This window comes from Actinoplanes sp. NBC_00393 (assembly GCF_036053395.1).
Classification (GTDB): Bacteria; Actinomycetota; Actinomycetes; order Mycobacteriales; family Micromonosporaceae; genus Actinoplanes.
This window is the reverse complement of record NZ_CP107942.1, coordinates 2,367,105-2,392,471: the sequence shown is the minus strand read 5'-3', so window position 1 is coordinate 2,392,471 and position 25,367 is coordinate 2,367,105. Positions and strand designations below refer to the sequence as shown.

Below are 25,367 nucleotides of genomic sequence, written 5' to 3'. Positions count from 1 at the left end.
ACCGATTCGGGGGATGTGCGAATGCGCCAGAATGCTGCGATCGACGAGGAGCAGCGGTTCCTCGACCGGGCGACGGCCCGCCGCGACCGGCTCGCCGAGCACCTGCGCGCCGAGCTGGCGTCCGAGGTCACCGACGCGGTGCAGCAGGCTCGGCAGCGCATGCTGCGCGGGCAGCACGACGAGCTGCGGCGAGCCCAGGAGGGTCTGGTGTTCGGCCGTCTCGACGCTCTCGACGGGACGGTGCGCCATGTCGGCCGCGTCGGCCTGAGCGCGGAGGAGATGGACGGCGAACCGTTGTTGCTGGACTGGCGTGCCGCGGCGGCCCGCCCGTTCTACACCGCGACGGCCGTCGACCCGCAGGGCCAGGCCCGGCGCCGACACATCCGCACGACCGGCTCGGTGGTCGTCGGGGTCGACGACGAGCCGCTGGACGGCACCGCGGCCGGCGACCTCGTCGGTGAGGGCGCCCTGCTGGCCGCGCTCGATCAGCGGCGCACCGGGCGGATGGCCACGGCGATCTCCACGCTGCAACGGGAACAGGACGAGATCATCCGGGCCCGGGCGAGCGGTCCGCTGATCGTGCAGGGCGGTCCGGGCACCGGCAAGACGGTGGTGGGGCTGCACCGGGTGGCGTACCTGCTGTTCACCCACCGTCAGATGGCGGAGCAGGCGGTCCTGGTCCTCGGTCCCTCGCCCCGGTTCCTGGACTACATCGCGCAGGTGTTGCCGGCGCTGGGTGAGACGGCGGTGGTGTCGGCGACCTGCGACACGCTGCTGCCGGGCGTCGGCGTGGGCCGCGCCGAGAGCCGGCGGCTCGCCGAGATCAAGGGGCGCGCGCTGTGGCAGGAGGCGCTCGACAGGTTCGTCGCCTCGCTGCTGCCGCAGGCTCGGGAGTTGAAGCTGCGGTGGGAGGGCGAGTTCTACGTCATCCCGGCGGCGACGGTCGGGCAGGCGCTGGCTTCGGCGGTGCCGGGTCGCTCGTACCATCAGGCCCGTCTGGTCTTCGCCGACCAGCTGCACCATCTGCTTGCCGAGGCGGTCGCGGAGCAGCGCGAAGCGCTGTTGGCAGAGATGGAAGAGGGGTACGAGGAGATCCTCGCCCGTTTCGACCGGGGCATGCCGCCCGGCACCGCCCACGGCAGCAGCAGTGACGTCGACGGGCTGCTGTCCGAGGAGGAGATCGACGAGCTGCGCGAACGGATCGCCGCCGACGCGAGCATCGCCCGGTTCCTCGAGGCGTGGTGGCCCATCCGCGAGCCCGCGACACTGTTGCGGACACTGCTGAGCGACCGCGCCCGGCTGGCCGAATTCGCCCCGCAGCTGACGCCGGAGGAGATCAGCTTGGTCGTCGCCGAGCCGGCGCCCTGGTCGTCGAGTGACATCGCGCTGCTCGATGCGATCACCGACCTGCTCGGCGACGAGGAGACGTCACTCTTCTCCGGCGGCGAGCCGGTCGCCGAGCAGGCCCGGCGCCGGCGCGGCTGGGTGTACGGCCACGTCGTCATCGACGAGGCCCAGGATCTGTCCGAGATGCAGTGGCAGATGGTGCTGCGCCGCTGCCCGAGCCGCTCGATCACCGCGGTCGGCGACATCGACCAGGCGCAGGCGGCGCACCGGCACACCAGCTGGGCGCAGGCCGTGCAGGCCGCTTTCGGTGACCGGTGGACCGCCGCGGAGCTGACCATCTGCTACCGCACGCCGCGTGAGGTGATGGAGCTGGCCGGGCCGGTGCTGGCCAGGGCCGGCAGCCACAACGCTCCCCCGCGAGCCGTCCGGTCCACCGGCATCGCCCCGTGGCAGCGCAGCGTGCCGGCGGCCGAGCTGGCCGGCGCCGCGCTCGAACTGGTGCGCCAGCTGCAGCAACGCTGGCAGGGCGGCACGGTCGGCGTCGTCGCGCCCGCCGACCGGGTCGACGGGCTGCGGGCGGTGCTGGGCGAGGTGCCGGTGCTCACCGCCACCCAGGCGAAGGGCCTGGAGTGGGACGCCACGCTGCTCGTCGACCGGGACGGCATCGCGGCGGAACCGCGCGGATGGAATGGTGTCTACGTCGCGCTCACCCGGTGCACGCAGGAACTCGGTCAGCTGAATTCGGCCTGAATAGCCGCATTCGTTGTGGGGTATATGGGTCGGCTGTGACACGGAGAGATCAGGGCGGGCACGGGGATCGCACCGCTTCGACGATGCACGACACCGCGGAACAGCTGGAAGTGGTGGAGGACCGGCTGCACCACATCGCGGAAGAGTCACCGGATCCGGGGACCACCGTGCGGCTGCACGCGCTCGGCGATCAGGTCACCGCGCAGGCGAAAGACATCGATCGGCGCGCCGATCGCCTGCGCGACGACTTTTAGGAGCGCACCGCTGCGCTGCGGCTATTTGGAGCCAGCGGTGCGCTGCGCCGCCGGGCGATGAGTGCGTCGGCCGACCACGGACCCGCGCCGATCACCGCGATGGCCAGGAACGCCCAGGCGTAGAGCGCCGGGGTGACGCCGCCGTTCTCGATCGGCAGCAGCGCCTGCGGCTGGTGGACCACGAAGTAGGCGTAGGCCATCGATCCGGAGGCCAGGACGGCGGCCGGCCGGGTGGCCAGACCTGCCAGGACCAGGGCGCCGCAGATCAGCTGGATCACGCCGGCGTACCAGTTCGGCCAGGTGCCGGGCTCGATCGCCTGGCCGGAACCGCGGCTGCCGCCGAGCACACCGAACACCGTGGCGAGCCCGTGGCACAAAAAGAGCAGGCCGACCACGATCCGGAACAGCGACCAGACCGGCTCGGCGAAACGCGGGGATGCCATAGCACCCTCCTTCGGGGGAAGGGGAACGGGGATGCCTGGCAGGTTACGAAGGGTCACAGTCCTTTAACAATGACGTTCATCTATTCGCAGGTGATTCCATGGGAGCGCTCCCATATCGCGGGAAGGACCGGGCGCCGGCCCGGTCCTTCCGGAGAGCCGCGTGGTCAGCCGCGAGAGCGGGGCAGGCAGCACTTCTTGTACTTGAGCCCGGACCCGCACCAGCACGCTCCGTTGCGCTCCGGCGGCCAGCTGATCCTCGCGGTGCCGGTGGCCAGCTTGGCCGCGTAGCCCGCGCGGGTCTCCACAGCGGCCGGATCGGCGTCGATCCCGGCCTGCGCGGACAGCCCACCCACCGTCGCGGGGAACACCACCAGCTCCGTCCGGCCGGCGCCGGCCAACCGGACCAGTTCCCGCTCCAGCCGGGCACGGTGCTCGTCCCACGTCGCGCCGTACGCCTCGGTCAGCGCCGGCCACTTGCTCACCAGCTTGCCGAACTCCGCCTGCGGCCAGAACAGCAGATCCCCGGCGGGTGCGGCGGTCTGTGCGCTGGCGTTGGCGAGCTTGGTCTCCAGCCGCTCAGCGAGGTTGTCGTGCGTGTCGTGCGGCATGCCCAGCGCGTGACGCAGCCGGTGGCGCTGCTGCAGGAGGAAGAACAGCAGGCCGGCGTCATCCGCGCTGGCCGGCTCGGGGCCGCCCCGCTCGGCCAGGCTCTGCTGGATCGCCTCGCTCAGCCACTGCTCGGCCTCGCGGCCACGCCCGCCGACGGCCAGCGCGGTGGTCAGATAGGCGGCAGCATCCGGGTACTGGGTCAGCAGCGGGCGCAGCGGCTCCACCTCGGCGACGGCCTCATCCTCGCGGCCGAGACGGAACAGGATCCGGGCCCGCAGCGCGCGGGCTGCCGCGACCTGACTCTCCTCCCGTTTCCCGTACGCCTCCAGCGCCCGGTCCACATAACGCAGGGCGGCGTCGAGCTTCGTGCGGCTCTCGGCGATCTCGGCGGCGAGAGTGAGCGCGAGACCGGCGTCCTGCGGGTCGGCGAGGCGCCCGGCCTCCGCGGCGGCCGCCAGGTCGGCGGCGACTCCGAGCGGATCGGCGGCGCCCAGAGCGGACTGCCGGATGTCGTTGAGGTCTGCGCTGGTCAGGTCAGCTTTAAGGGCCACGTCGACACCGTACTGCGCGCCGCGTCTCGACGACTGTTGATCTGAGTCACTTCCGCCGCTGTTTCCCGGCGAATACCGTGACGTGATGCTGGACCTCGCCCCGCGTCCCGGCGACCTCGAACCCATCGAGACGGCTTCGGTCGACGAGCTGCGGTCACTGCAGTTGCAGCGGCTGCAGTGGACGCTGCGTCACGCGTACGAGAATGTGCCCTTCTATCGGCGCACCTTCGACGCCGCCGGCGTCCATCCGGGTGACTGCCGCAGCCTCGAGGACCTGGCCCGGTTCCCCTACACGACCAAGCAGGACCTGCGCGACAACTATCCGTTCGGCATGTTCGCCGTGCCGCGGCAGCGGATCGCCCGGATCCACGCCTCCAGCGGCACCACCGGGCAGCCCACCGTCGTCGGTTACACCCAGCAGGACCTGGACATGTGGGCCGGCGTGATGGCCCGCTCGATGCGCGCCGCCGGCGCCCGGCCCGGTGACCGCGTGCACGTCGCCTACGGCTACGGGCTGTTCACCGGCGGGCTCGGCGCGCACTACGGCGCCGAACGGCTGGGCTGCGCCGTCATCCCGGTCTCCGGCGGTATGACCGAACGGCAGGTCCGGCTGCTGGTCGACTTCGCGCCGGACGTCATCATGGTCACCCCGTCCTACATGCTCACCATCCTCGACGAACTCGACCGCCAGGGCGTCGACCCGCGGCAGCTCAGCCTCAAGGTCGGCATCTTCGGGGCCGAACCATGGACCGAGAGCATGCGTACGGAAGTCGAGCACCGCCTCGACATGCACGCCGTGGACGTCTACGGCCTGTCCGAGGTGATCGGCCCGGGCGTCAGCCAGGAGTGCGTCGAGACCAAGGACGGCCTGCACGTCTGGGAGGACCACTTCTACCCCGAGGTCATCGACCCGACGTTCGAGAACGTGCTGCCCGACGGCGAGTCGGGGGAACTGGTGTTCACCTCGCTCACCAAGCAGGCCATGCCGATCATCCGCTACCGCACCCGCGACCTGACGCGGCTGCTGCCCGGCACCGCCCGCACCATGCGGCGGATGGAGAAGGTCACCGGCCGCAGCGACGACATGATGATCGTCCGCGGGGTGAACGTGTTCCCCACCCAGATCGAAGAACTCATCCTGCGCGTTCCCGGGCTCGCCCCGCACTACCAGTGCGTGCTGGAACGCCCCGGACGCCTCGACGAGCTGACCGTCCGGGTCGAAGCCCGCTCCCCCGAGATCCCCGATCGGGCAGCCGGCGAACTCGCCGAGCTGATCAAACACAACATCGGAGTTTCGGTACGCGTGGACGTCGTACCGCCTGCTGCCCTGGAACGGTCGATCGGCAAGGCCCGGCGCATCGTCGACCGCCGTGCCGCGTCGCCGCCGGCCGGCGCAACGTGAGACGCTTCCGCAGTGACATCACCACAGCCTCGCCGCGGTCGGGGGCGACCCGGGTACGACCAGGCGGCGGTCCTGCAGACAGCGGTGGGCCTGTTCAACCGCAAGGGCTACGACGCGACGAGCATCGGTGATCTGGCCAACGAGCTGGGCGTCACGAAGTCGGCCATTTACCACCACTTCACCAGCAAGGAAGACCTGCTGCGGCTGGCGATGGACGACGCCCTCGACGAGCTGACCGCGGTGGTGTCCGCGGCGGTCAGTGACGCCGACGGGACCAGCGCCTACGACCGGTTGCGCGAGGTCGTACGGCGGTCGGTCGAGGTGCTGGCCGGGCACCAGCCGGCGGTCACGCTGCTGCTGCGGGTGCGCGGCAACACGCCGGTCGAGGTCGAGGCGCTCAAACGCCGCCGCTGGCTCGACGACCAGCTGGCCGAACTGGTCCGCGCCGCAATCGCCGAGGGCGCCCTGCGCGACGACGTCTCCCCCGACCTGGTCAGCCGCTTGCTGTTCGGCATGGTCAACTCGCTGGTCGAGTGGTACCGCCCGCACGGCATGCACGACCCGGCCACCGTCGCGGACGCGGTGGCCTCGATCGCCTTCGACGGCCTCAGATCGGCGGGGCCCGCAAATCAGGCTGCCCAGTAGGCGGCCCCTCAGATCGGCCGGCCCCAGTGGGGGCTCCTCAGATCGCGCGGCCTCTCCTTTCGCGCGGCCCCTCCGATCGCGCGGTCCCTCCGATCGCGCGGCGCCCTTAGATCGGCCGGCCCAGTGAGCGGCTCCTTCCCCGGAACTCCGCGATGACCGTGTCGGCCCGCAGCACCGTGACGTCGTAGATGCCGGACCGGCCGCGTCGGGCCCGCTCGACGGCTCGCGCCCGCAGCTGGTCGCCGGCGCGCGCGGACTCCAGGAACGTGATGTCGAACCCGGCAGCGACCGTCACCTCGCCGTAGGTGTTGCAGGCAACCGCGAACGCCGCGTCGGCCAGCGCCGCGATCAGCCCGCCCTGGCACAGGTCCCAGCCGTTGGTCATGTCCGCCCGTACCGTCATCGCGACCTCGGCGGTGCCCGGACCGACGTGCTCCAGGGTGATGCCCAGCGAGCGGCTGGCGGCATCGCCGGCCAGCATGATCTCGGCGCTGCGCCGGGCGATGTCGTCGCCGGCCACGCTCACCACGTGAAGAACCCCTGCCCGCTCTTGCGGCCGAGGTGCCCGGCGGCGACCAGGTCACGCAGGATGGCCGGTGGCTCGAAGCGGGGCCCGAGCTCGCGGGCCAGATGCTCGGCGATGGCCAGCCGCACGTCCAGGCCGACCAGGTCGGTGGTGCGCAGCGGCCCGGTCGGATGCCGGTAGCCCAGCGTCATCGCGGTGTCGATGTCGGCGGCGGACGCCACGCCCTCCTCGAGCATGCGCATCGCCTCCAGCGCGAGGTGCACGCCGAGCCGGCTGCTGGCGAACCCCGGGGTGTCATGCACGACGATCGGGCTCTTGCCGAGCGCCTCGACCCAGCCGCGGGCCCGATCGACCAGATCAGGCGCGGTGCGGGCGCCGACCACGATCTCCACCAGGTCGCTGACCGGAACCGGGTTGAAGAAATGCAGCCCGAGGAAACGCTCCGGGGCGTCCAGCCCGGCGGCCAGGGCGTCGATGGACAGGCTGCTGGTGTTGGTGGCCAGCACGGCGCCCGGCGCGTGTTTCTCGACGCCGGCCAGCACCTCGGCCTTGAGAGCCGGGTCCTCCGGAACGGCCTCCACGACCAGGTCGCAACCGCCCAGCGCGGACGGCTCCGTCATCACCCGCAGCCGCTGCGCCGCGGTTGACGGCACCGCACCCCGGTTTAGGGACCGCTGCACCCGCTCGCGTGCCGCCTCGACGGTCTGCGCGCTGCTCTCGACGACGATCACCTCGCTGCCCGCGGCGAGGAACGCATACGCGATCCCGGCGCCCATCCGTCCGCCACCGACGACGCCGACCGTCGCGGGAAGCGTCACGGCCGTTCCACCAGCAGCGCGCTGCCCTGCCCGACGCCCACGCACATCGTCGCGAGCCCACGGCGGCCGCCACCGCGTTCGAGCCGGCCGAGCAGGGTAACCAGGATGCGGGTACCGGAGGCGCCGAGTGGGTGGCCCAGCGCGATGGCGCCGCCGTCAGCGTTCACCCGGTCCGCGTCCAGGCCGAGGTCGCGGATGCAGGCCAGCGACTGCGACGCGAACGCCTCGTTGAGCTCGACGGCGTCCAGGTCGTCGACGCTCCAGCCGGTCCGCTCGAGGACCTTGCGGGTCGCCGGGACCGGGCCGATGCCCATGATTTCCGGTGGCACCCCGGCGTTGGCGGCGGCGACCAGCCGGGCCCGTGGTTGCAGGCCCTTCCGCTGCACGAACCGTTCGCTGACCACGACGACCGCGGCGGCGCCGTCGTTGAGCGACGACGAGTTCCCCGCCGTGATCACGCCGCCGTCGCCGTGGATCGGGCGCAGCCGGGCGAGCCGTTCCAGGCTGGTGTCCGCCCGTGGGCCCTCGTCGGTGGTCACCGAGCCGTCGCGGACCGGGACGGCGACGATCTCGTCGGCGAACCGGCCGTCCTTGATGGCGGCGACGGCGCGTTCGTGCGAGCGCAGCGCGAACGCGTCGAGCTCCTCGCGGGTGAGTTGCCAGCGGGCGGCGACGGTTTCGGCGGTCTGCGGCATCGAGGCGGTGGTCGCGGCGTCGAACCGGGGATTGGTGAACCGCCAGCCGATCGAGGTGTCGAAGCTCGCGCCCGGTTTGGCGAACGCCTTGGCCGGTTTCTCTGTCACCCACGGGGCACGGGTCATCGACTCCACGCCGCCGGCAACGATCACGTCGGCGTCGCCGGCGGCGATCAGCGCCCGTGCGGTCGCGACCGCGGTGAGCCCGGAGGCACACAACCGGTTGACGGTGAAGCCGGGCACTGTGTCGGGCAGCCCGGCCAGCAGGGCGGCCATCCGGGCGACGTTGCGGTTGTCCTCGCCGGCCTGGTTGGCGGCGCCGAGGATCACCTCGTCGACGACGCCCGGGTCGATGCCGGCGCGGGCCACGGCCTCACCGACGACGAGCGCGGCCAGGTCGTCCGGCCGCACGTGGGCCAGCGCGCCGCCGTAGCGGCCGATCGGTGTGCGGACCCCGGACAGGACGAAAGCCATCGCGGAACTCCTCCTAAGCGTCGTAGTCGACGGTGACGGTGTCGCTGACCGGGAAACTCTGGCAGGTGAGCACGAAACCGGCCTCGATCTCGCCCGGCTCCAGAGCGTAGTTGCGGCGCATGTCCACCTCGCCGTCGCGAACCAGCGCCCGGCAGGTGCCGCAGACCCCGCCCTTGCAGGCGAACGGCAGGTCGGCACGGCTCACCTGGGCGCCGTCGAGGATCGTCAGGTCCTGCGGCACCGTCGCGGTGGCCTTGCGCCCGTCGAGCACGGTGGTCAGCGCGGTGGTGGCGCCGGCGATCTCGGCGACGGCGCGGCGTGGCTGCGGTGGTGGCTCGTCGACGTAGAACAACTCCACGTGGACCCGGCCGGCCGGCACGCCGAGGTCGGTGAGCACGGTCCGCGCGTCCTCGATCATCGGCAGCGGCCCGCAGAGCCAGACGTGGTCGAAGGTTTCGGCCGGGATCACGTCGGTCAGCAGGCGGCGCAGCCGGTCACGGTCGAGGCGGCCGGAGAACAGCTCGACGTCGCGGGGCTCACGGGACAGCACGTGGGCGACCTGCAGGCGTGGACCGTACCGGTTCTTCAGGTCGCCGATCTCCTCGGCGAACATCACCGTGTTGCTGCTGCGGTTGCCGTAGAGCAGCGAGACCTGCGCGTCCGGGTGGGCCAGGACGGTGGCCGCGATGGACAGCAGCGGGGTGATCCCGGAGCCGGCGGCGATGAGCAGATGCCGCTCGCCACCGGCGGGGTCGGCGTCCCAGGCGCCGGTGGGCGTCTGCACCTCGATGGTCGTGCCGGGCGTCACGTCGTGGACCAGCCAGGACGAGAACAGGCCGTCCGGAATCTCGCGGACGCCAATGCGTGGCGCGGCACCGACCGGGGCGCAGATCGAGTAGGAGCGGCGCTCCTCGCGGCCGTCGATCATGCGGCGCAGGGTGAGCGACTGGCCGGCCCGGAACGCATACGCCTCCCGCAGCTCATCGGGCACCGCGAAGGTCACCGCGACCGCGTCGTCGCACAGGCGCTCGACGCCGGCGACCCGCAGCGAGTTGAAGGCGGACACTCACAGCTCCTTGACGTGGTCGAACGGTTCGAGACAGTCCGCGCAGCGGTACAGGGCCTTGCAGGCGGTGGCGCCGAATTCGGAAACCTTCTCGGTACGCGATGAGCCGCACCGCGGGCAGCTCAGCGCCCGCCGGGTCACCCCGAGGGTGAGCGGCACCGGGCCGTCCCGGCGAGGTGCCGGGCCCGGCGGGGAGAGACCGGCGTCGCGCAACGCGGCCCGCCCGTGCTCGGTGATCCAATCGCTGGTCCAGGCCGGCTCCAGGACGACCCGCACCTCGACGCGGCCGAAACCGGCGTCGGTGAGCCGGTGCACGAGGTCGTCGCGCATGGTGGCCATGGCGGGGCAACCGGAGTAGGTCGGCGTGATCGAGGCGACGACGACGCCGTCCTCGTCGACCTGCACGTCGCGCAGCACACCGAGATCAGCAAGCGTCAGCATCGGCATCTCGGGGTCGCGAACCGCACCTGCAACGGCAGCGGCGCGCTCCCGTAGCGTGCCGGGGCCGGCCGGCGTCAGCGTCTCGGTGCCGGCGCGCTCCCGCGGCATGCCGGGGCCAGCCGGCGTCAGCTTCTCTGCGCCGGCGGTGACCGCTCCCCGCACGCTCACCACAGGCCCATCGGGTGCGCTCGGGCGACGACCTGCATCTCGGCGAGCATCCGGCTCAGGTGCTCGGTGTGCAGCCCGTCGCGGCCGGTGCGGCCGCCGACGCCGGCCAGCGGGGCGCGCTGCGGTCGGTCCACCTCGGCGACGGCGAGGACCTGGTCGAGCACGGCGTCGAACTCGCCGCGAACCGTGCTGGGATCCACGGCGACGGCCGGCGAGCGTTCGATGGGGTGCGCCACCAGCAGCTCGGCGTGCAATGGCCAGAGCTCCTCCAGGGCGGCCAGCAGCCGGCGCCGGGACTCCTCGGTGCCCTGAGCGAGCGTGACGAACCAGCGCCCGGCCCAATCACGGTGATACGTGAGCTCCTTGACGCCTTTGCCGGCGACCGCGGCGAGCACCGCGTCGCCGCTGCCGCGCAGCGGCTGCAGGATCGCCAGCCGGGCGATCGAGAACAACAGCAGGCGTACGACCACGTGCGCGAAATCGCCGTTGGGCACCTCGGCAAGCCGGACGTTGCGGAACTGCCCGGCGTCGCGGAAGAACGCCAGGGCGTCCTCGGCGGGCACCGGTGATCCCTCCGGCAGCGGTGGCACGCACGCCGGGTCGGCGGCCGCGGCCCGGGCGAGCAGCAGCCGGGCCTGCCCGAGCAGGTCGAGCGCGAAGTTCGCCAGGGCGATGTCCTCCTCGAGCTCGGGAGCGCGGCTGCACCACTCGGCGAGGCGCTGGGACAGCACCAGGGTGTCGTCGCCCAGCATCAGGCAGTAGGTGGCCAGCTCGGCGCCGTCGACGCCGGCCGGCACGGTGGTGTCGACACCGGCCAGCGGGTCCTCGAAGTCGGTGCCGAACGCCCACTGCGACGAGTCGCCGCCGAGCAGGCCGTCGTAGACGCTTTCGTCATTCATCACGGGCCTCCTCACATGTGCGGAACGTCGGCGGGGATCTCGTAGAACGTGGGGTGCCGGTAGACCTTGTCGCCGCTCGGGGCGAACAGCGGGTCCTTCTCGTCGGGGCTGGACGCGGTGATCGCGTCGGCGCGCACCACCCAGATGCTGACGCCCTCGTTGCGGCGGGTGTAGACGTCGCGGGCATGAGCGAGCGCGAAGGCGTCGTCGGGGGCGTGCAGTGAGCCGACGTGCACGTGGTTGAGGCCCCGCTTGCCGCGGACGAACACCTCGTACAGCGGCCAGTCCCGCCGGCCGGCGCTCATCGGGCGGCCTTCTCGGCGAACGCGGTCGCGGCCTCGCGGACCCAGGCGCCGTCCTCGTGGGCGGCGCGGCGGTGTGCCATGCGCTGGGCGTTGCACGGCCCGTTGCCCTTGATCACCGCGGTCAGCTCGGCCCAGTCGGGCTCGCCGAAGTCGTGGTGGCCACGCTCGGCGTTCCACCGCAACTGTGGGTCGGGCAGGGTGACGCCGAGCGCCTCGGCCTGCGGCACAGTCATGTCGACGAACTTCTGGCGCAGCTCGTCGTTGGAGTTGCGCTTGATGCCCCAGGCCATCGACTGCTCGCTGTTGGGCGACTTGTCGTCGGGTGGGCCGAACATCATCAGCGACGGCCACCAGAACCGGTCCACCGACTCCTGCACCATGGCGCGCTGCTCATCGGTGCCGCGCATCATCGTCATCAGCAGCTCGTAGCCCTGCCGCTGATGGAAGGACTCCTCCTTGCAGATGCGGATCATGGCCCGCCCGTACGGCCCGTAGGAGGTGCGGCACAGCGGCACCTGGTTGCAGATGGCGGCGCCGTCGACGAGCCAGCCGATGGTGCCGACGTCGGCATACGACAGCGTCGGGTAGTTGAAGATCGAGGAGTATTTCTGCCGGCCGGACAGCAGCATCTCGACGAGCTCGGCGCGGGAGATGCCGAGGGTCTCGCAGGCCGAGTAGAGATAGAGCCCGTGGCCGGCCTCGTCCTGCACCTTGGCCAGCAGGATCGCCTTGCGGCGCAGCGACGGCGCCCGGCTGATCCAGTTGCCCTCCGGCTGCATGCCGATGATCTCCGAGTGGGCGTGCTGCGCGATCTGCCGGATGAGCGTCTTGCGATAGCCCTCGGGCATCCAGTCGCGTGGCTCGATCCGGTCGTGGTGCGCGATCGTGGCGTCGAACGCTGCTTGTAGCTGTGCGTCCGTCATTGGCACCTCCGCGCATTTACTTAACGATCGGTCTGTAATACGGTGACACGAGTCCGCCGCTTCGCGCAACCATCAGCCGTAGGAGGAGTAAGCGTGAGCACGCTGCTGGAGAGCTACGCCGCCGGGCGCTGGTTCCGGGCCGCCGACGAGGGCGCACCGCTGCTGGACGCCGCCACCGGTGAGGAGGTCGCCCGCATCTCCAACCGCGGCCTGGACATCGGCGCGATGGTCGGCCACGCGCGGGAGACCGGTGGTCCGGCGCTGCGGGCGCTGACCTTCCACGAGCGTGCCGCCGCACTCAAGGCCCTCGCGAAGCACCTGCTCACCGGCAAGGACGAGTTCTACGCGCTGTCCGTGCGCACCGGCGCGACCAGCCGCGACACCGCCGTGGACGTCGACGGCGGCATCGGGACGCTGTTCAGCTTCGCCAGCAAGGGCACCCGTGAGCTACCCAACGACACGATCGTGCTGGACGGCGCCGTCGAGGTGCTCGGCAAGGGCGGCACGTTCGTCGGGCAGCACATCTTCACGTCGCGGCCGGGCGTAGCCGTACAGATCAATGCCTTCAATTTCCCGGTCTGGGGGATGTTGGAGAAGCTGGCACCGGCGTTCCTGGCCGGACTGCCGACCATCGTCAAACCGGCCAGCCAGACCGCCTACCTGACCGAGCTGGTGGTCCGGCGCATCATCGAGTCCGGGCTGCTGCCGGAAGGCAGCCTTCAGCTGATCTCCGGCAGCGCCGGCAGCCTGCTCGACGAGCTGACCATGCAGGACTCGGTGGCGTTCACCGGCTCCGCGCACACCGCCGGCATCCTGCGCCGCCACCCCAACGTCGTCGACGGCGGCGTGCGCCTCGGCGTCGAGGCCGACTCGCTGAACTGCTCGATCCTGGGCCCCGACGTGCGGGCCGGCGACCCCGAGTTCGACCTGTTCGTCAAGGGTGTGGTCGCCGAGATGACGGTCAAGGCCGGCCAGAAATGCACCGCGATCCGCCGGGTCATCGTGCCCGATGCGATCGCCGGGCAGGTCGTCGACGCCCTCGCCGAGCGGCTGTCGAAGATCACCGTCGGCGACCCCCGCAACCCCGACGTGCGGATGGGCGCCCTCGCGAGCCTCGGCCAGCGTGACGAGGTCCGCAAGGCGGTCGAGTCGCTGCGGGCCAGCGCCGAGGTGGTCGTCGGCGATCCCGACGGCGGCCCGCTGCTCGACGGCGACGCCGAGCGCGGCGCGTTCCTCACCCCGCTTCTGCTGCGGGCCAACCCCGGCGCCACCGAGCCACACAACGTCGAGCCGTTCGGGCCGGTCAGCACCGTGCTCACCTACGACAGCGTCGACGAAGCCGTCACGCTCGCCGCCCGCGGCAAGGGCAGCCTGGTCGCGTCGGTCGCCACCCATGACCCGGGCGTCGCCCGCTCGATCGTGCTCGGGCTTGCCCCATGGCACGGCCGGGTGCTGCTGCTCGACCGCGACGACGCCAAGGAGTCCACCGGCCACGGCTCCCCACTGCCGATGCTGGTGCACGGCGGCCCGGGGCGAGCTGGCGGCGGCGAGGAGCTCGGCGGCGTGCGCGCGGTCCTCGGCCACATGCAGCGCACCGCGATCCAGGCTTCCCCCGACCTGCTGACCGCGGTCACCGGGCAGTGGACCACCGGCGCGGCCCGCCGCGAGGACGGCGTGCACCCGTTCCGTAAGAGCCTCGCCGAGCTGCGGATCGGCGACACGATCAAGTCCGCCGAGCGCACTGTCAGCCTCGCCGACATCGAGCACTTCGCCGAGTTCACCGGCGACACGTTCTATGCGCACACCGACGCCGAGGCGGCGGCCCGCAACCCTCTGTTCGGCGGCATCGTCGCCCACGGCTACCTGGTCGTCTCGCTGGCCGCCGGCCTGTTCGTCGAGCCGTCACCGGGGCCGGTGCTGGCCAACTACGGCGTCGACAACCTGCGGTTCCTCACCCCGGTCAAGGCCGACGACACCATCGCGGTCACCCTGACCGTCAAGCAGATCAAGCCACGCAACAGCGCCGACTACGGCGAGGTGCGCTGGGATGCCCTGGTCACCAACCAGGACGGCCAGCCGGTCGCCACCTACGACGTGCTCACCCTCGTCGCCAAGACCTGGCCGCTCAATCCTCAGTGACCGTCAAGGCGCTGAACCCGCCCTCCGCGTCGAGGTCCAGGCCGCGGCCATCGTCCAGGTCGCCGGAACGCACCGTCGTGCCGGCGACCAGGCCCTCGGTGACGTGCCCGTAAAGGTCGACCCGGCTGCCACCGCGCCCAGCCACAACGCGCACCGGCAGCTGGGCCGACGTCCGGATGTTCCAGGCGCTCACCCCGCCGGACATCCGGATCGGCACGGTCGCGCCCTGCCGGCCCAACTCCATGTTGATCTCCGCGGCGCCGCCGACCAGATCAATACGGCGTACGGTGTGCGCGGCCAGATCGAATGACGCCCGCGCCACTCCCCCGGTCATCCTCAGCCGCCAGCTGAGGTCGTCGCTGAGCAGCACCTGCACCCGGCCGTTGCCGCCGTCCCCGGTCGACGTCGCCCGCACCCGCAGCAGCCCGTCCTCGAAGCTCGGGCGAACCTTGAGCCCGGAGTCGTGCGGGGTGCTGACCTTGAACGTTTGGTCCAGCTCCGTGGTGCGCACGGACAGCTCGGTGACACCGTCAACCATCTCGAACGCCACGTTCTGCGGCGGCGGTGGCGCAGCCGGTGCGGCCGGCGCCGGTGGCTTCCGTGACGGCGGCCGGGTCGCCTCCGGCGTGCGGCTCGGTGCGGCCCCAGCTTCAGCTGGTGCCGACGCCGACGGCGCCACCGTTGCCGGCGCAGCGGGCAGCACCGCGCTCGGCGCCGCAGCCGCCGGCGGCGGTGTTCCCGCCGCGAGATCGGCCGGCCCCGCAGGCTGGTTCGCCAGCTGCGCAACGATGACCCCGCACGCCGTCACCGTCAGCACCGCAACCAGCCCACCCAGCGCCGTCCGCAGCCGCCGCCGGCGCGGGCTCACCGGAGCGTCCCCGATCATGCGAGGCGCGGGGCCCTCTACCTCGATCATCCCGAGCGCGGCGTCCTCTCCGCCGATCACCCGAGGCCTGGAACCTTCTCCTCCGATCATCCGGCGCGCTGAGCCATCCGCCCCGATCCGGCGCGCAGGCCCCTCTGCCCCGGCAGGGCCCGCAGGCCCCTCTGCCCCGGCAGGGCGCGCTGAGCCCTTTCCATCGGGCGTCGCCGACCCAAGCCGGTCCGGCGACTCCGCCTCAGCAGGTGTGGCAGCGGCATCCCGCCGGTGCGCGTCCGGCCAGTAGTCCGAGATGTTCGGCCAATTGATCCCCGCTGCGCGCGCATCAGCGGCGGCCGCGGTCTCTCTGCCTTTCACGCAGCGGGTGATATAGCCCCCGACCCGCAGAGTCCGGTCGCCGTCCGACGGAAGCCGTTCCACGCCATGTCTCCCTGCTGCCACCCCGACACGCTCGGTGAGTGGTACGCGTGGCAACCCTGTGCGGTTCGATCATCCACCGAATGTCATCGATCAGATTTCAAAGGGCTCGTCCACAGAGGTTGGCAGCCGGGACGCACAGCGCAGCGACCAGGGCTTTCCCATGCGGCACGATGGCCGGTCCGCGGTCGGATGCAGCGCCCACCGGGACTGCTGGAGTGTCCGGCGGGCGAGCGAGATCATCCGGACCGCCCGCAGCAACGCAGCCATCCCTCGTTCAGCGCTACTTGCGCCGAAGAGCAGCGAGCTCCGACGGACAGCGGCGCAGCCAATGGACGGCCAGGGCGTCACATGCGCTCGAGCAGCAGAGCGGCTGGTGGAGAGGGGCGGGGCGGACAGAGGCACAGCCGCCGGACGGCCAAGGTCCGGGCGCTCAAGCAGCAGAGCAGCCAGTGGAGAGACAGAGGCGGGGCGGACAGCGGCGGAGCCGGTGGAGGGCCGGGGTCAAGGTACGAGCGGGCAGCGACGCAAGCGGTGGCAAGCCGAGGACAGGTGCGGGCCGGTAGCGGCGTGGCCGGTGTGGATCTGGTCAAGCGCGGGCCGGCAGCGAAGCGAGGGTGAAGCGCAGCAGAGGGCCGTAGACCTGCCAGGAGTCGGTGACGCTGCTGAAGTTGGAGGCGGCGTTGCCGTTCAGGTAGGTGGTTTCGATGGCTACCTCCTCGATCGGGCGGCCGCAGGCCGCGGCGTCCAGCAGGACGTTCATCTCGTATTCGAAGCGTTCGCCCTCGATGCCGCACAGGTGGTCGAGTGACTCGGCCGGGTAACCACGTAAGCCGGTCTGGGTGTCGGAGACGCTGCGGCCGGTGGCGGCTCGAAAGAGTGAGCGGGTCACCGTGTTGCCGAAGCGGCTGCGCGGCGGCATCAGCTCGAAACGGCGCACGCCGAGGACGATTCGGCCGGGGGCCGCGCGCGAGGCAACCCGGCGGATGTCGGCGGGGCTGTGCTGGCCGTCGGCGTCGGCGCTGATCACGTTCAGGCCGGGGTGGTGCTGCTGGGCGTACCGGAAACCGGTTTTCAATGCGATGCCCTTGCCGCGGTTGGCCGGATGGTGCAGCACCGCGCAACCCCGGCTGCGGGCGGCCGAGAGGATCGGCCTTGCCTGCGGGCCGCTGCCGTCGTCGACCACCACGATCCGGCCGGCGTCGGCGCCGTCGGTGAGCAGACCGGTGATGAGTTCGTCCAGGTGAACACTGGGGCGGTGCACCGGGAGCAGGATGACGGACTCGGGATAGGGGCGCTCGCTGCTCACCGGTTCTCCTTCACGTGTTGCGGGCAGACCGTCCTTACCCGATTCGAGCGCCGAAGCATCACCGATAGGGTCACGGTCATGCGGTTCGGCGTCCATCTGCCGCTTGTCGACTTCGACGGGCGGGGCTGGCTGCCGGGTGAGCTGGGGTCCTACGTCGAGGTTGCCTGCCGACTCGGGTACGCGGCGATTGCGGCCAATGACCACTTCGTGTTCCAGCGGCCCTGGCTGGACGGGATCGTGGCGCTGGCGAGCGTTGTCGAGCGCAGCGGCGACATGAGCCTGGCGACGACCGTCTCGCTGCCGGTGCTGCGCGGCCCGGCAGCGCTGGCGAAGGCGGCGGCCGCGCTGGACATCGTCTCCGGTGGACGGCTGATTCTCGGGGTCGGGCCGGGTTCGTCGGCGAGCGACTACCGGCTCGCCGGCGTCGAGTTCGATGAGCGCTGGCCGCGGCTGGACGAGTCGATCCGGGCGCTGCGCACGTACCTGGGCAGCGGCCCGGCGTTCGACGGCCGTTTCTACAGCGCGGACGCGGCGCTGCAACCCCGGCCCGCCGCCGGACCGCCGATCTGGATCGGCAGCTGGGGTTCGGCGGCCGGCCTGCGGCGGGTGGCGCGGCTGGGTGACGGCTGGCTCGCCTCCGCCTACAACACCTCGCCTGCCCAGGTCGCTGCGGCCCGGCTGAAGCTCGGGGACGGGTTTCCGTGCGCGCTGGCCACGATGTGGACCTATGTGACCGATGATCGCCCGACGAGCGAGGCCCACCTGAACAGGCTCGGCGAGATGCTGAACCGGCCGCCGGATCAGCTCAGACATCAGGTCCTCATCGGGCCGGCGCAGGAGTGCGCGGCCACCCTGCGCGCCTACGCCGGGGCCGGCATCGACCACGTCTTCATCTGGCCGCTCGCGGATCCGCACGACCAGCTGGAGCGCTTCATGTCCGAAGTCGTGCCGCTCAGCTGGAAGGCGTGAGCTGCACAGTCCACGTCCGGGCTGTCCCGACGACCGCGCTGGCCCGGCAGAGCAGCTCGCACCCCAACTGCGGGCTGCCCTCAGCGAAGCCGCGGTTGATCAACCTGATCGCTCTCGCATGATCGCCCGCGGTGAGCGCTTCCTCCAGCGCGGCGGCCAGCACCGCGGCGAGGGCCGCCTGAAAGCTGTCTGCTCCGCGCTCGCGGAGGGTCTTGCCGGGCTCGCGAGTTGTTGGCACTGAGGTGGCTCTCCTGGAGGTGTCGGTGGCGCCCGGCTGAATCCGCCATGAATTCTACGCCGGAAAGGCCGCGTACAGCGTTTCCGCGAGGCCCGGAAAATTCTGTGCTAGAGTTTCCCCGTTGCAGTTTTGATTTCCGTAGACGTTTTCGGCGCCTGATGGGTTATCTGAAACCTATCGAGGCGCTTTTTTCGTTTGTCGTGTCGGTTCGACGCGGGTGATCAACGCGGCGGCGCAAGAGTGCGCACCGTGCGTTCTCGACCAGCCTGCGAAGGAGCAGACAATGGCTACCGGTACCGTGAAATGGTTCAACGGCGACAAGGGTTTCGGCTTCATCGCGCAGGACGGCGGCGGCGCCGACGTCTTCGCCCACTACTCGGCGATCTCGGCGAGCGGCTTCCGCAACCTCGATGAGAACCAGCGGGTGGAGTTCGACATCACCCAGGGCCAGAAGGGCCCGCAGGCGGAGAACATCCGCCCGCTCTGATCCACGGTTTCTGTCACAGGCGGCTCGGCTGATGCAGCGGGCCGCCTGTGGCGCACCTTTCGAAAGGAACAGCTTGACCACGAGCACCGATCCACCCCGGGCGGCTCTTGAGACCCCCTTCCTGGCGCCGCGCAACGCCGACGAGCCGCGCACCGCCGACGAGCCACGCACCGCCGACGAGCCACGCACCGCCGATGAGCCACGCACCGCCGATGAGCCACGCACCGCCGATGAGGAGAAGAAGACACCGTCTGACCGCGGCAAGGAGGCCATGCACCGCCTTCGCCACCCCTTCACCCCGCCGAACTAAACGCGTCACAGTTCCGCACGCTGCACGGTCTTACCTCCGAAACGATGGCCCACCCATCAGTGCAGGAGGTGTCCGGTGCGGACCAACCGGCTCGAAGCGATCAGCGATGGCGTACTCGCCATCATCATCACGATCATGGTGCTGGAACTGAAGGTGCCGACCGGCCACCACCTCTCCGACCTGATCCACACCACCGGCGTGGGCCTGCTGACGTACCTGCTCAGCTTCCTGTACGTGGGCATCTACTGGAACAACCACCACCACATGTTCCACCTGGTACGCCGGGTCAGCGGCGCCGCCCTCTGGGCCAACCTGGCGCTGCTGTTCTGCCTGTCGCTGCTGCCTTTCACCACCGCCTGGCTGAGCGAGTCGCACTATGACCGCACGCCGGTGATCGTCTACGGGCTGAACCTGCTGGCCGCCGCCGTCGCCTACCTGATCCTGCAGACCACGATCATCCGGCAGGAGGGCGACGAGTCACCGCTGCGACAGGCCGTCGGCTCGGACGTCAAGGCCAAGGTCTCCAATGGACTGCTTCTGGCCGGGGTGTTGAGCGCAGTGGCGATCACCCCGAACGGCCACGTCGGCGTCTGGATCGCCCTGGCCTGCTACATCGGCGTGGCGATCATCTGGATCATCCCGGACCGCCGGATCGACCGCCTCGTCCACCAGCACGAGGCTTGACCTCAACCTCGCTTCAGGACCTAGCGTCGGCGCCATGACTGTGACGTGGGCATACATCTACGAACACCCGGAGACCGACCCGGTGATGGACCGCCGGGTCATCGACCGGGGTGGGCAGCGGACCGTGCTCGTCCCCGTGCCGGATCCGGCGCAGGCCGCACAGGTGGCGCAGGACCTGATCGCCGAGGGCGTGACCTTGATCGAGCTGTGCGGAGGGTTCTCGCTGCCCGCGGCCGCCGCGGTGAGCGCCGCCGTCGCCGGCCGGGTGCCGGTCGGGCACGTCACCTTCGCCGTCGACTCGGTGCGCGGCGCGGCGGACTACGCCAACGGGGTCACCCCAGCCGGGGCAGCGCCGGGCGGTCCAGCCACGCGGTGAAGAGATCGTTCAGCGACCGGGGCGCGAAGCGCTGGGCGTGCGCGCGGAACTGCTCGGTCGTCACGATCTGATGCTGGTGCTCGGCGGACCAGGAGCGCAGCAGCGCGAAGAATGCCGTGTCACCGAGCCGCAGCCGCAGGGCGTGCAGGGTCAGCGCGCCACGCTTGTAGACCAGCGGGTCGAACATCCGGTCCACGCCGGGGTTCGCGATCGCGACCTGCGGCCGGTGCGTGGCCACCCAGGCATGCCACTGGGCGGCGTGGGCGGCAACCGAAGGGCCGCCGGAAACCCCGGACCACAACCATTCGGCGTACGTCGCAAAGCCCTCGTTGAGCCAGATGTGCCGCCAGTCCGCGACCGTCAGACTGTTGCCGAACCACTGGTGGGCGAGCTCGTGGGCGACCAGCCGCTCGTGGGTGCGCCGCCCGTCGACGTGGTTGCGCCCGAACACGGCCATGCCCTGCGCCTCGACCGGGTCGTCCAGGTCGTCGTCGGTGACCACCACGACGTACTCGCGGAACGGGTACGGCCCGAACAGCCCCTCGAAGCTCGCCATGATCTCGCCGTGCCGGCCGAAGTCGTGCCGGAACAGCGTGCGCAGCCGCGGCGGGATCGCGGCCCGCTGCGCCACCGCTCCCCCGGCGGCCAGGTCGACGTGCTCGTAGCGCCCGATCTGGATGCCCATCAGGTACGGGGCGGTGGGTTCGTTGCGCTCGTACACCCAGGTGGTGGTGCCGGCCCGGCGGCGGCGGGAGACCAGGTCGCCGGTGGCTAGGACGGTGTACGCCGACGCGGTGGTCAAGGTGACCAGGAAACTCGCCTTGTCGTCGGGCCGGTCGTTGCACGGGAACCAGGACGGCGCCCCGTTCGGCTGGCTGGCGACGAGCACCCCGTCGGTCAGCTCGTCCCAGCCGATGTCGCCCCAGCGGCCGGCGATCGGCACGGGTGTTCCGGCGTACCGGATCTCGGTCTTGAAGGTGGCGCCGTACCCGATCGGCCGTTCCGGTTTGATCCGCAGTTTGCCGCGACCGTGGGTGAACTTGGCCGGGCGTCCGTCGACCCGGACGTCCTGCACCCGGAACTGGCCGAGGTCGAGGCTGAAGCGTGACAGCGACTGGACGGCACGCGCGGTGATGACCGCCTTGCCGCCCAGCCGGTTCGACACCACCCGGTAGTCGAGCTCGAGGTCGTAGTGCAGCACTCGGTACCCGCCGTTGCCGTGCGCGGGCAGGTAGGAGTCGGTGGAGTGATCGGCGCCGGGCGTCGCGGCAGCGGTCATCTCCACGCCGCGATGGGGTTGCCGAGCCACCGGCTGTCCTCGGGCACCGCGTCACCGCGGGTGATCAGTGAGCCGGGACCGACAGTGGTGCGCGCGCCGATGCTGGCGCCGGGCAGCACGATGCCGTGCGGGCCGAGTGTGGCGCCCGCGCCCAGAGTGACCTCGTCCATGCTCATGATCCGATCATGGAACAGGTGGGTCTGCACCACGCACCCCCGGTTCACGGTGGCGCCCGCACCGAGCCGCACCAGATCGTACTCAGGCAGCCAGAAGGTCTCCAGCCAGACACCGCGGCCGATCCGGGCGCCGAGCGTGCGCAGCCACATGCTCAGCAGCGGCGTGCCGGTGGCGAAGCTGAACAGCCACGGCGCGGCGAGCACCTCGACGAACGTGTCGGCGAGCTCGTTGCGCCAGACGAACGACGTCCACAGCGCCCGGTCGGTGACCCGGAAGCGGCCCACCAGCAGCCACTTCGCGGCCGCCGCGGTCAGCGCGGCGCCGATCGCGGCGGCGAACAGCACCGGTCCGGCGGCCAGCGCGGCCACCCAGCCACCGGCGGAGTTCCAGATCAGGGCCAGCGCGGCGAGCACGAGCACGGCCAGCGCGCCGGCGCACATCACCGGGATGACACGGCACAGTTCGATCGCGGCGCGGGCCAGCTTGAGCCGCAGCGGCGGCGCGAAGGTGCGGCTGGTGTCGGCGGCCTCGACGGTGCGGCGCAGCGGCATCGGCGGGGCGCCGAGCCACGACGAGCCCTTCTTCGCCTTGCGCGGCGCGGACGACAGCACCCCGACCAGGCCCCGCTTGGGCACCGAGCGGCCGGGCGCGGCCATCCCGGAGTTGCCGAGGAACGCCTGCTTGCCGATCCGGGCCGGGGCGACCCGCAGCCAGCCGTGGCTGAGCTCGTAGGTGGCGACCATGGTGTCGTCGGCCAGGAACGCGCCGTCGTCGACGGTTGTCATCGCGGGCAGCGCGAGCACGGTGGAGGCCTCCACACCGCGGCCGACCTTGGCGCCGAGCAGGCGCAGCCAGACCGGGGTGAACAGGCTGGCGTACATCGGGAACAGCCCGATGCGGGCCATCCCCATCAGGCGTTCGGTGGTCCACACCTGCCAGGCGACCCGGCTGTGGACCGGGTAGAAGCCGGCTCGCATGCCGATGCTGAGCGCGCGGACGGCGACGAGGACCAGCAGGGCGTAGCCGGCGAGGTAGGCGAGAGTGGCAGCCGGGACGGCGATCAGCGCGGAGCTCAGCGCCGGCTTGTCGGCGACCGTCCAGCCGAGCAGGGCGAGTGCCGGCAGCGCGGCCAGCACCGGGACCAGGCCGAGCAGTTGCGCGGTCAGGCTGTACGCGGCCACCCAGAAACGGGAGCGCGCCCGCGAACGTTCGGGACGCTGGGCCGGCCAGGGCGCGGCGTCCTTGGCGGCGGCGGGCACGGCCGGTGAGCCGGCCCAGCGCTGGTTGGCCGGGACCGCGCCGGTCACGGTGGAACCGGCGGCGATCTTCGCGCCCTTGCCGATCCGGGCGCCGGGCATCAGCGTGCTGCGGGAGCCGACCCGGGCGCCCGCACCGACACGCACCCGGCCGATCCGCACCACGTCGCCGTCGACCCAGTGGCCGGACAGGTCGGCCTCGGGTTCGATCGCGGCGCCGCGGCCGAGCTTGAGCAGGCCGGTGACCGGCGGCGCGGAGTGCAGGTCGACGTCCGGGCCGATCTGGGCGCCGAGCGCCTTCGCGTACGTGATCATCCAGCCGGCGCCGGCGACGCCGGTCGCGCCGGTCAGCTCGGCGAGCCGCTCGGCCGCCCACAGCCGCAGGTGCACGCTGCCGCCACGCGGATAGGCGCCGGGTCGCACGCCGCGCAGCAGCAGCCGGGCGCCGGCCGCGGACACGGCGATCCGCCCGGCCGGGCTCAGCAGCAGCGCCCAGCCGGCCGCGATCCACCACCAGGACACCTGCGGCGCCCAGGGCGCCGGCGCGATCAGGGACAGCACGTTGCCGAGCGCGGCGAGCACGGTCAGCCAGCGCAGTCCCACCAGGGCGAGCATCGGGAGCATCAGTACGGCCTGAGCGAACCCGGCCCGTCGCGGGGTGGGCCGGATCTCGCGCCGGGTCGTCGCGGTGGTGCCCAGCGCGTCGACGACGGCGGCCATCTGGGACAGCCGGGGCTGCTGGTAGATGTCGGCGACGGACACCTGCGGGTGCCGGTCGCGGATCCAGGCGACCAGTTGCGCGGCGTTCAGGCTGCTCCCACCGCTGCTGAAGAAGTCGGCGCTGGGCTCGGTCGGGCGTACCCCGAGAATCTCCTCCCAGCCGCCGGCCAGCCACGCCTCGGTCTCGCTCAGTTCGGCGGCCTCCGCGGCGACGGTGGCCAGCGGCCACGGCAGCGCCGCCCGGTCCACCTTGCCGGACGTCCGCGTCGGCAGCGCGTCGACGACGGCCAGCAGCGGAACCAGCGCGGCCGGCAGCTGCTCGCGGATGCGCAGCGCCGCGGCCGCGGCATCGAAGCCCTCGCCGTCGTGCGGCACCAGATAGCCGACCAGCAGCTGGTTGCCGGCGGCGGTCTTCTTCACCGCGGCGGCCGCGCCGGCGACTCCGGGCAGCGCCTGCAGCGCGGCGTCCACCTCGCCCAGCTCGATCCGGCGCCCACCGAGTTTGACCTGTTCATCGCCGCGCCCGAGGAACAGCAGCCCCTCGGGTTCGGCGCGCACGATGTCGCCGCTGCGGTACGCGCGCCGCCAGTCGAGCGCTGGCAGCGGCGCGAACTTCTCGGCGTCCTTGGCGGCGTCGAGGTAGCGGGCCAGGCCCACCCCGCCGATCACCAGCTCGCCGGTCTCACCCATCGCGACCGGCTCACCGGCCGCGTCGACCACGGCCAGCTCCCAGCCGGCCAGCGGCAACCCGATACGCACCGGACCCTCGCCGGTCATCCGGGCGGCACAGGCGACCACGGTCGCCTCGGTCGGGCCGTACGTGTTCCACACCTCGCGGCCCTCGACGGCCAGGCGCTCGGCGAGTTCCGGCGGGCACGCCTCGCCACCGAAGATCAGCAGCCGGACCTCGTCGAGCGCCGCGGCCGGCCACAGCGCGGCCAGCGTGGGCACCGTCGACACGACGGTGATGCGCTGCTCGGCCAGCCACGGGCCCAGGTCGACGCCGCTGCGCACCAGCGAGCGCGCGGCCGGCACCAGGCAGGCGCCGTACCGCCAGGCCAGCCACATCTCCTCGCAGGAGGCGTCGAAGGCCACCGACAGCCCGGCCAGGACCCGGTCGTGCGGGCCGAGCGGCTCCGCGCCGTCGTCGGCGAGGAACAGCTGGGCTTCGGCGTCCACGAACGCGGCGGCGGCGCCGTGCGAGACCGCCACCCCCTTCGGGGTGCCGGTGGATCCGGAGGTGAAGATGATCCAGGCGTCGTCGGCCGGCTCGGGCCGGCCGGTCCGCCCTTGCGGGGTACGCCTGAGCGAAACGGTCAGACCGTCGCCGAGGACGGCGCAGACGTCCGCTTCGGCGAAGACGAGTTCGGCGCGTTCCTCGGGGTCGTCGGCGTCCACCGGCACGTAGGCAGCGCCCGCGGCCAGCACGCCGAGGATCGCCAGGTAGAGCTCCGCCGAGCCGGACGAGATCCGTACGCCCACCCGGTCGCCGGCGCCGATCCCGTGCCCGGCCAGCGTCGCCCGCAGCCCCTCGACCTCGTCGGCCAGCTCGCGGTAGGTGAGCGCGGTCGCGCCGGCGTCGATCGCCAGGGCACCGGGATGGGCGTGCACCGTCGCGTCGAGGATGTCGATCAGCGTGCGGCGGATCGGGGCGGACGGGGACCGGAACACCGCCGGCGCCTCTGCTGCGAGCTCGATCGCGGGTAGGTCGATCAGTCGCAGGTCGGTCATCACGGTCACCGGGTCGTGCTCCATCCACCTCGAACGTCAACGTCGGCCAGGGGCACAGCGCTGAACCGCCCGGGGCGAC

The 25,367-nt window shown here is 71.7% G+C and carries 25 protein-coding genes; 10 read left to right on the top strand and 15 right to left on the bottom strand.

What is annotated here, in order from left to right:
- The first annotated feature begins 21 nt into the window (after window positions 1-21).
- Together OHA21_RS10960 and OHA21_RS10955 are read left to right on the top strand one after the other, a co-directional pair.
- Complete coding sequence (locus tag OHA21_RS10960; protein ID WP_328472841.1) at window positions 22-2,097, top strand: HelD family protein; 2,076 nt, start codon at window positions 22-24, stop codon at window positions 2,095-2,097.
- An 83-nt stretch (window positions 2,098-2,180) separates the two neighbouring features.
- The gene (locus OHA21_RS10955) at window positions 2,181-2,351 is read left to right on the top strand and encodes a hypothetical protein (RefSeq protein ID WP_328472839.1); all 171 of its coding nucleotides are present in this window, start codon (window positions 2,181-2,183) and stop codon (window positions 2,349-2,351) included.
- Here the strand turns inward: OHA21_RS10955 and OHA21_RS10950 are convergent.
- Complete coding sequence (locus OHA21_RS10950; RefSeq protein ID WP_328472837.1) at window positions 2,348-2,794, bottom strand: DoxX family protein; 447 nt, start codon at window positions 2,792-2,794, stop codon at window positions 2,348-2,350. The two genes, OHA21_RS10955 and OHA21_RS10950, sit on opposite strands and share 4 nt — an antisense overlap.
- Window positions 2,795-2,958: 164 nt before the next feature.
- Entirely contained in the window at window positions 2,959-3,954 is a 996-nt protein-coding gene (locus OHA21_RS10945; protein WP_328472835.1) for an SEC-C domain-containing protein, read from the bottom strand.
- Between the two features lie 85 nt (window positions 3,955-4,039).
- Here OHA21_RS10945 and paaK point away from each other — a divergent pair, with 85 nt between their 5' ends.
- Window positions 4,040-5,356, top strand: a complete 1,317-nt coding sequence (gene paaK / locus OHA21_RS10940; RefSeq protein WP_328472833.1) for a phenylacetate--CoA ligase PaaK — start codon at window positions 4,040-4,042, stop codon at window positions 5,354-5,356.
- Between the two features lie 12 nt (window positions 5,357-5,368).
- Window positions 5,369-6,001: a TetR/AcrR family transcriptional regulator gene (locus OHA21_RS10935; protein WP_328472831.1), complete on the top strand. Its 633-nt coding sequence runs from the start codon at window positions 5,369-5,371 to the stop codon at window positions 5,999-6,001.
- A gap of 106 nt (window positions 6,002-6,107) precedes the next feature.
- Here the strand turns inward: OHA21_RS10935 and paaI are convergent, their stop codons facing one another.
- From paaI to paaA, 8 genes are read right to left on the bottom strand one after another with little or no spacing between them, the layout of a single operon-like run.
- Window positions 6,108-6,482: a hydroxyphenylacetyl-CoA thioesterase PaaI gene (gene paaI / locus OHA21_RS10930; protein ID WP_442875160.1), complete on the bottom strand. Its 375-nt coding sequence runs from the start codon at window positions 6,480-6,482 to the stop codon at window positions 6,108-6,110.
- Between the two features lie 41 nt (window positions 6,483-6,523).
- On the bottom strand, window positions 6,524-7,345 hold the full coding sequence (locus OHA21_RS10925; protein WP_442875089.1) for a 3-hydroxyacyl-CoA dehydrogenase family protein: 822 nt from the start codon (window positions 7,343-7,345) through the stop codon (window positions 6,524-6,526).
- Window positions 7,342-8,514, bottom strand: coding sequence for a thiolase family protein (locus tag OHA21_RS10920; RefSeq protein ID WP_328472827.1), 1,173 nt, complete (start codon window positions 8,512-8,514; stop codon window positions 7,342-7,344). The genes OHA21_RS10925 and OHA21_RS10920 overlap by 4 nt, the downstream gene beginning before the upstream one ends.
- 13 nt (window positions 8,515-8,527) lie before the next feature.
- Window positions 8,528-9,580, bottom strand: a complete 1,053-nt coding sequence (gene paaE / locus OHA21_RS10915) for a 1,2-phenylacetyl-CoA epoxidase subunit PaaE (RefSeq protein WP_328472825.1) — start codon at window positions 9,578-9,580, stop codon at window positions 8,528-8,530.
- Window positions 9,581-10,189: a 1,2-phenylacetyl-CoA epoxidase subunit PaaD gene (paaD, locus tag OHA21_RS10910; RefSeq protein WP_328472823.1), complete on the bottom strand. Its 609-nt coding sequence runs from the start codon at window positions 10,187-10,189 to the stop codon at window positions 9,581-9,583.
- On the bottom strand, window positions 10,186-11,088 hold the full coding sequence (gene paaC, locus OHA21_RS10905; RefSeq protein WP_442875088.1) for a 1,2-phenylacetyl-CoA epoxidase subunit PaaC: 903 nt from the start codon (window positions 11,086-11,088) through the stop codon (window positions 10,186-10,188). Before paaC ends, paaD begins: the two co-directional genes overlap by 4 nt.
- Before the next feature lie 11 nt (window positions 11,089-11,099).
- Window positions 11,100-11,393 (bottom strand): 1,2-phenylacetyl-CoA epoxidase subunit PaaB, encoded by a 294-nt coding sequence (gene paaB, locus OHA21_RS10900; protein WP_328472821.1) that lies wholly within the window; start codon window positions 11,391-11,393, stop codon window positions 11,100-11,102.
- Window positions 11,390-12,316: a 1,2-phenylacetyl-CoA epoxidase subunit PaaA gene (gene paaA, locus OHA21_RS10895; protein ID WP_328472819.1), complete on the bottom strand. Its 927-nt coding sequence runs from the start codon at window positions 12,314-12,316 to the stop codon at window positions 11,390-11,392. Before paaA ends, paaB begins: the two co-directional genes overlap by 4 nt.
- A gap of 93 nt (window positions 12,317-12,409) precedes the next feature.
- On the opposite strand from paaA, the gene paaZ reads away from it, so the two are divergent.
- On the top strand, window positions 12,410-14,455 hold the full coding sequence (paaZ, locus tag OHA21_RS10890) for a phenylacetic acid degradation bifunctional protein PaaZ (RefSeq protein ID WP_328472817.1): 2,046 nt from the start codon (window positions 12,410-12,412) through the stop codon (window positions 14,453-14,455).
- On the opposite strand, the gene OHA21_RS10885 is transcribed toward paaZ, so the two are convergent.
- Window positions 14,442-15,401, bottom strand: coding sequence for a hypothetical protein (locus OHA21_RS10885; protein WP_328472815.1), 960 nt, complete (start codon window positions 15,399-15,401; stop codon window positions 14,442-14,444). The genes paaZ and OHA21_RS10885 overlap by 14 nt on opposite strands.
- A gap of 940 nt (window positions 15,402-16,341) precedes the next feature.
- Window positions 16,342-17,061 carry a glycosyltransferase family 2 protein gene (locus OHA21_RS10880; protein ID WP_328472813.1) on the bottom strand — a complete coding sequence of 240 codons (720 nt, stop codon included), beginning with the start codon at window positions 17,059-17,061 and terminating at the stop codon, window positions 16,342-16,344.
- A gap of 78 nt (window positions 17,062-17,139) precedes the next feature.
- On the opposite strand from OHA21_RS10880, the gene OHA21_RS10875 reads away from it, so the two are divergent.
- Complete coding sequence (locus OHA21_RS10875; protein ID WP_328472811.1) at window positions 17,140-18,030, top strand: LLM class flavin-dependent oxidoreductase; 891 nt, start codon at window positions 17,140-17,142, stop codon at window positions 18,028-18,030.
- Here the strand turns inward: OHA21_RS10875 and OHA21_RS10870 are convergent.
- Complete coding sequence (locus OHA21_RS10870; RefSeq protein ID WP_328472809.1) at window positions 18,014-18,268, bottom strand: hypothetical protein; 255 nt, start codon at window positions 18,266-18,268, stop codon at window positions 18,014-18,016. The genes OHA21_RS10875 and OHA21_RS10870 overlap by 17 nt on opposite strands.
- A gap of 283 nt (window positions 18,269-18,551) precedes the next feature.
- On the opposite strand from OHA21_RS10870, the gene OHA21_RS10865 reads away from it, so the two are divergent.
- From OHA21_RS10865 to OHA21_RS10850, 4 genes are all read left to right on the top strand, one after another.
- Entirely contained in the window at window positions 18,552-18,755 is a 204-nt protein-coding gene (locus OHA21_RS10865) for a cold-shock protein (RefSeq protein ID WP_328472807.1), read from the top strand.
- A 73-nt stretch (window positions 18,756-18,828) separates the two neighbouring features.
- Window positions 18,829-19,065, top strand: coding sequence for a hypothetical protein (locus OHA21_RS10860; protein WP_328472805.1), 237 nt, complete (start codon window positions 18,829-18,831; stop codon window positions 19,063-19,065).
- 75 nt (window positions 19,066-19,140) lie between these two features.
- Window positions 19,141-19,749, top strand: coding sequence for a TMEM175 family protein (locus OHA21_RS10855; RefSeq protein ID WP_328472803.1), 609 nt, complete (start codon window positions 19,141-19,143; stop codon window positions 19,747-19,749).
- Between the two features lie 34 nt (window positions 19,750-19,783).
- Window positions 19,784-20,125 carry a DUF6506 family protein gene (locus OHA21_RS10850; protein ID WP_328472801.1) on the top strand — a complete coding sequence of 114 codons (342 nt, stop codon included), beginning with the start codon at window positions 19,784-19,786 and terminating at the stop codon, window positions 20,123-20,125.
- Here OHA21_RS10850 and OHA21_RS10845 read toward each other — a convergent pair.
- Together OHA21_RS10845 and OHA21_RS10840 are read right to left on the bottom strand one after the other, a co-directional pair.
- Window positions 20,082-21,404: a M1 family metallopeptidase gene (locus OHA21_RS10845; RefSeq protein WP_328478369.1), complete on the bottom strand. Its 1,323-nt coding sequence runs from the start codon at window positions 21,402-21,404 to the stop codon at window positions 20,082-20,084. The genes OHA21_RS10850 and OHA21_RS10845 overlap by 44 nt on opposite strands.
- On the bottom strand, window positions 21,401-25,312 hold the full coding sequence (locus OHA21_RS10840; protein ID WP_328472799.1) for a Pls/PosA family non-ribosomal peptide synthetase: 3,912 nt from the start codon (window positions 25,310-25,312) through the stop codon (window positions 21,401-21,403). The genes OHA21_RS10845 and OHA21_RS10840 overlap by 4 nt, the downstream gene beginning before the upstream one ends.
- Window positions 25,313-25,367: the final 55 nt, after the last annotated feature.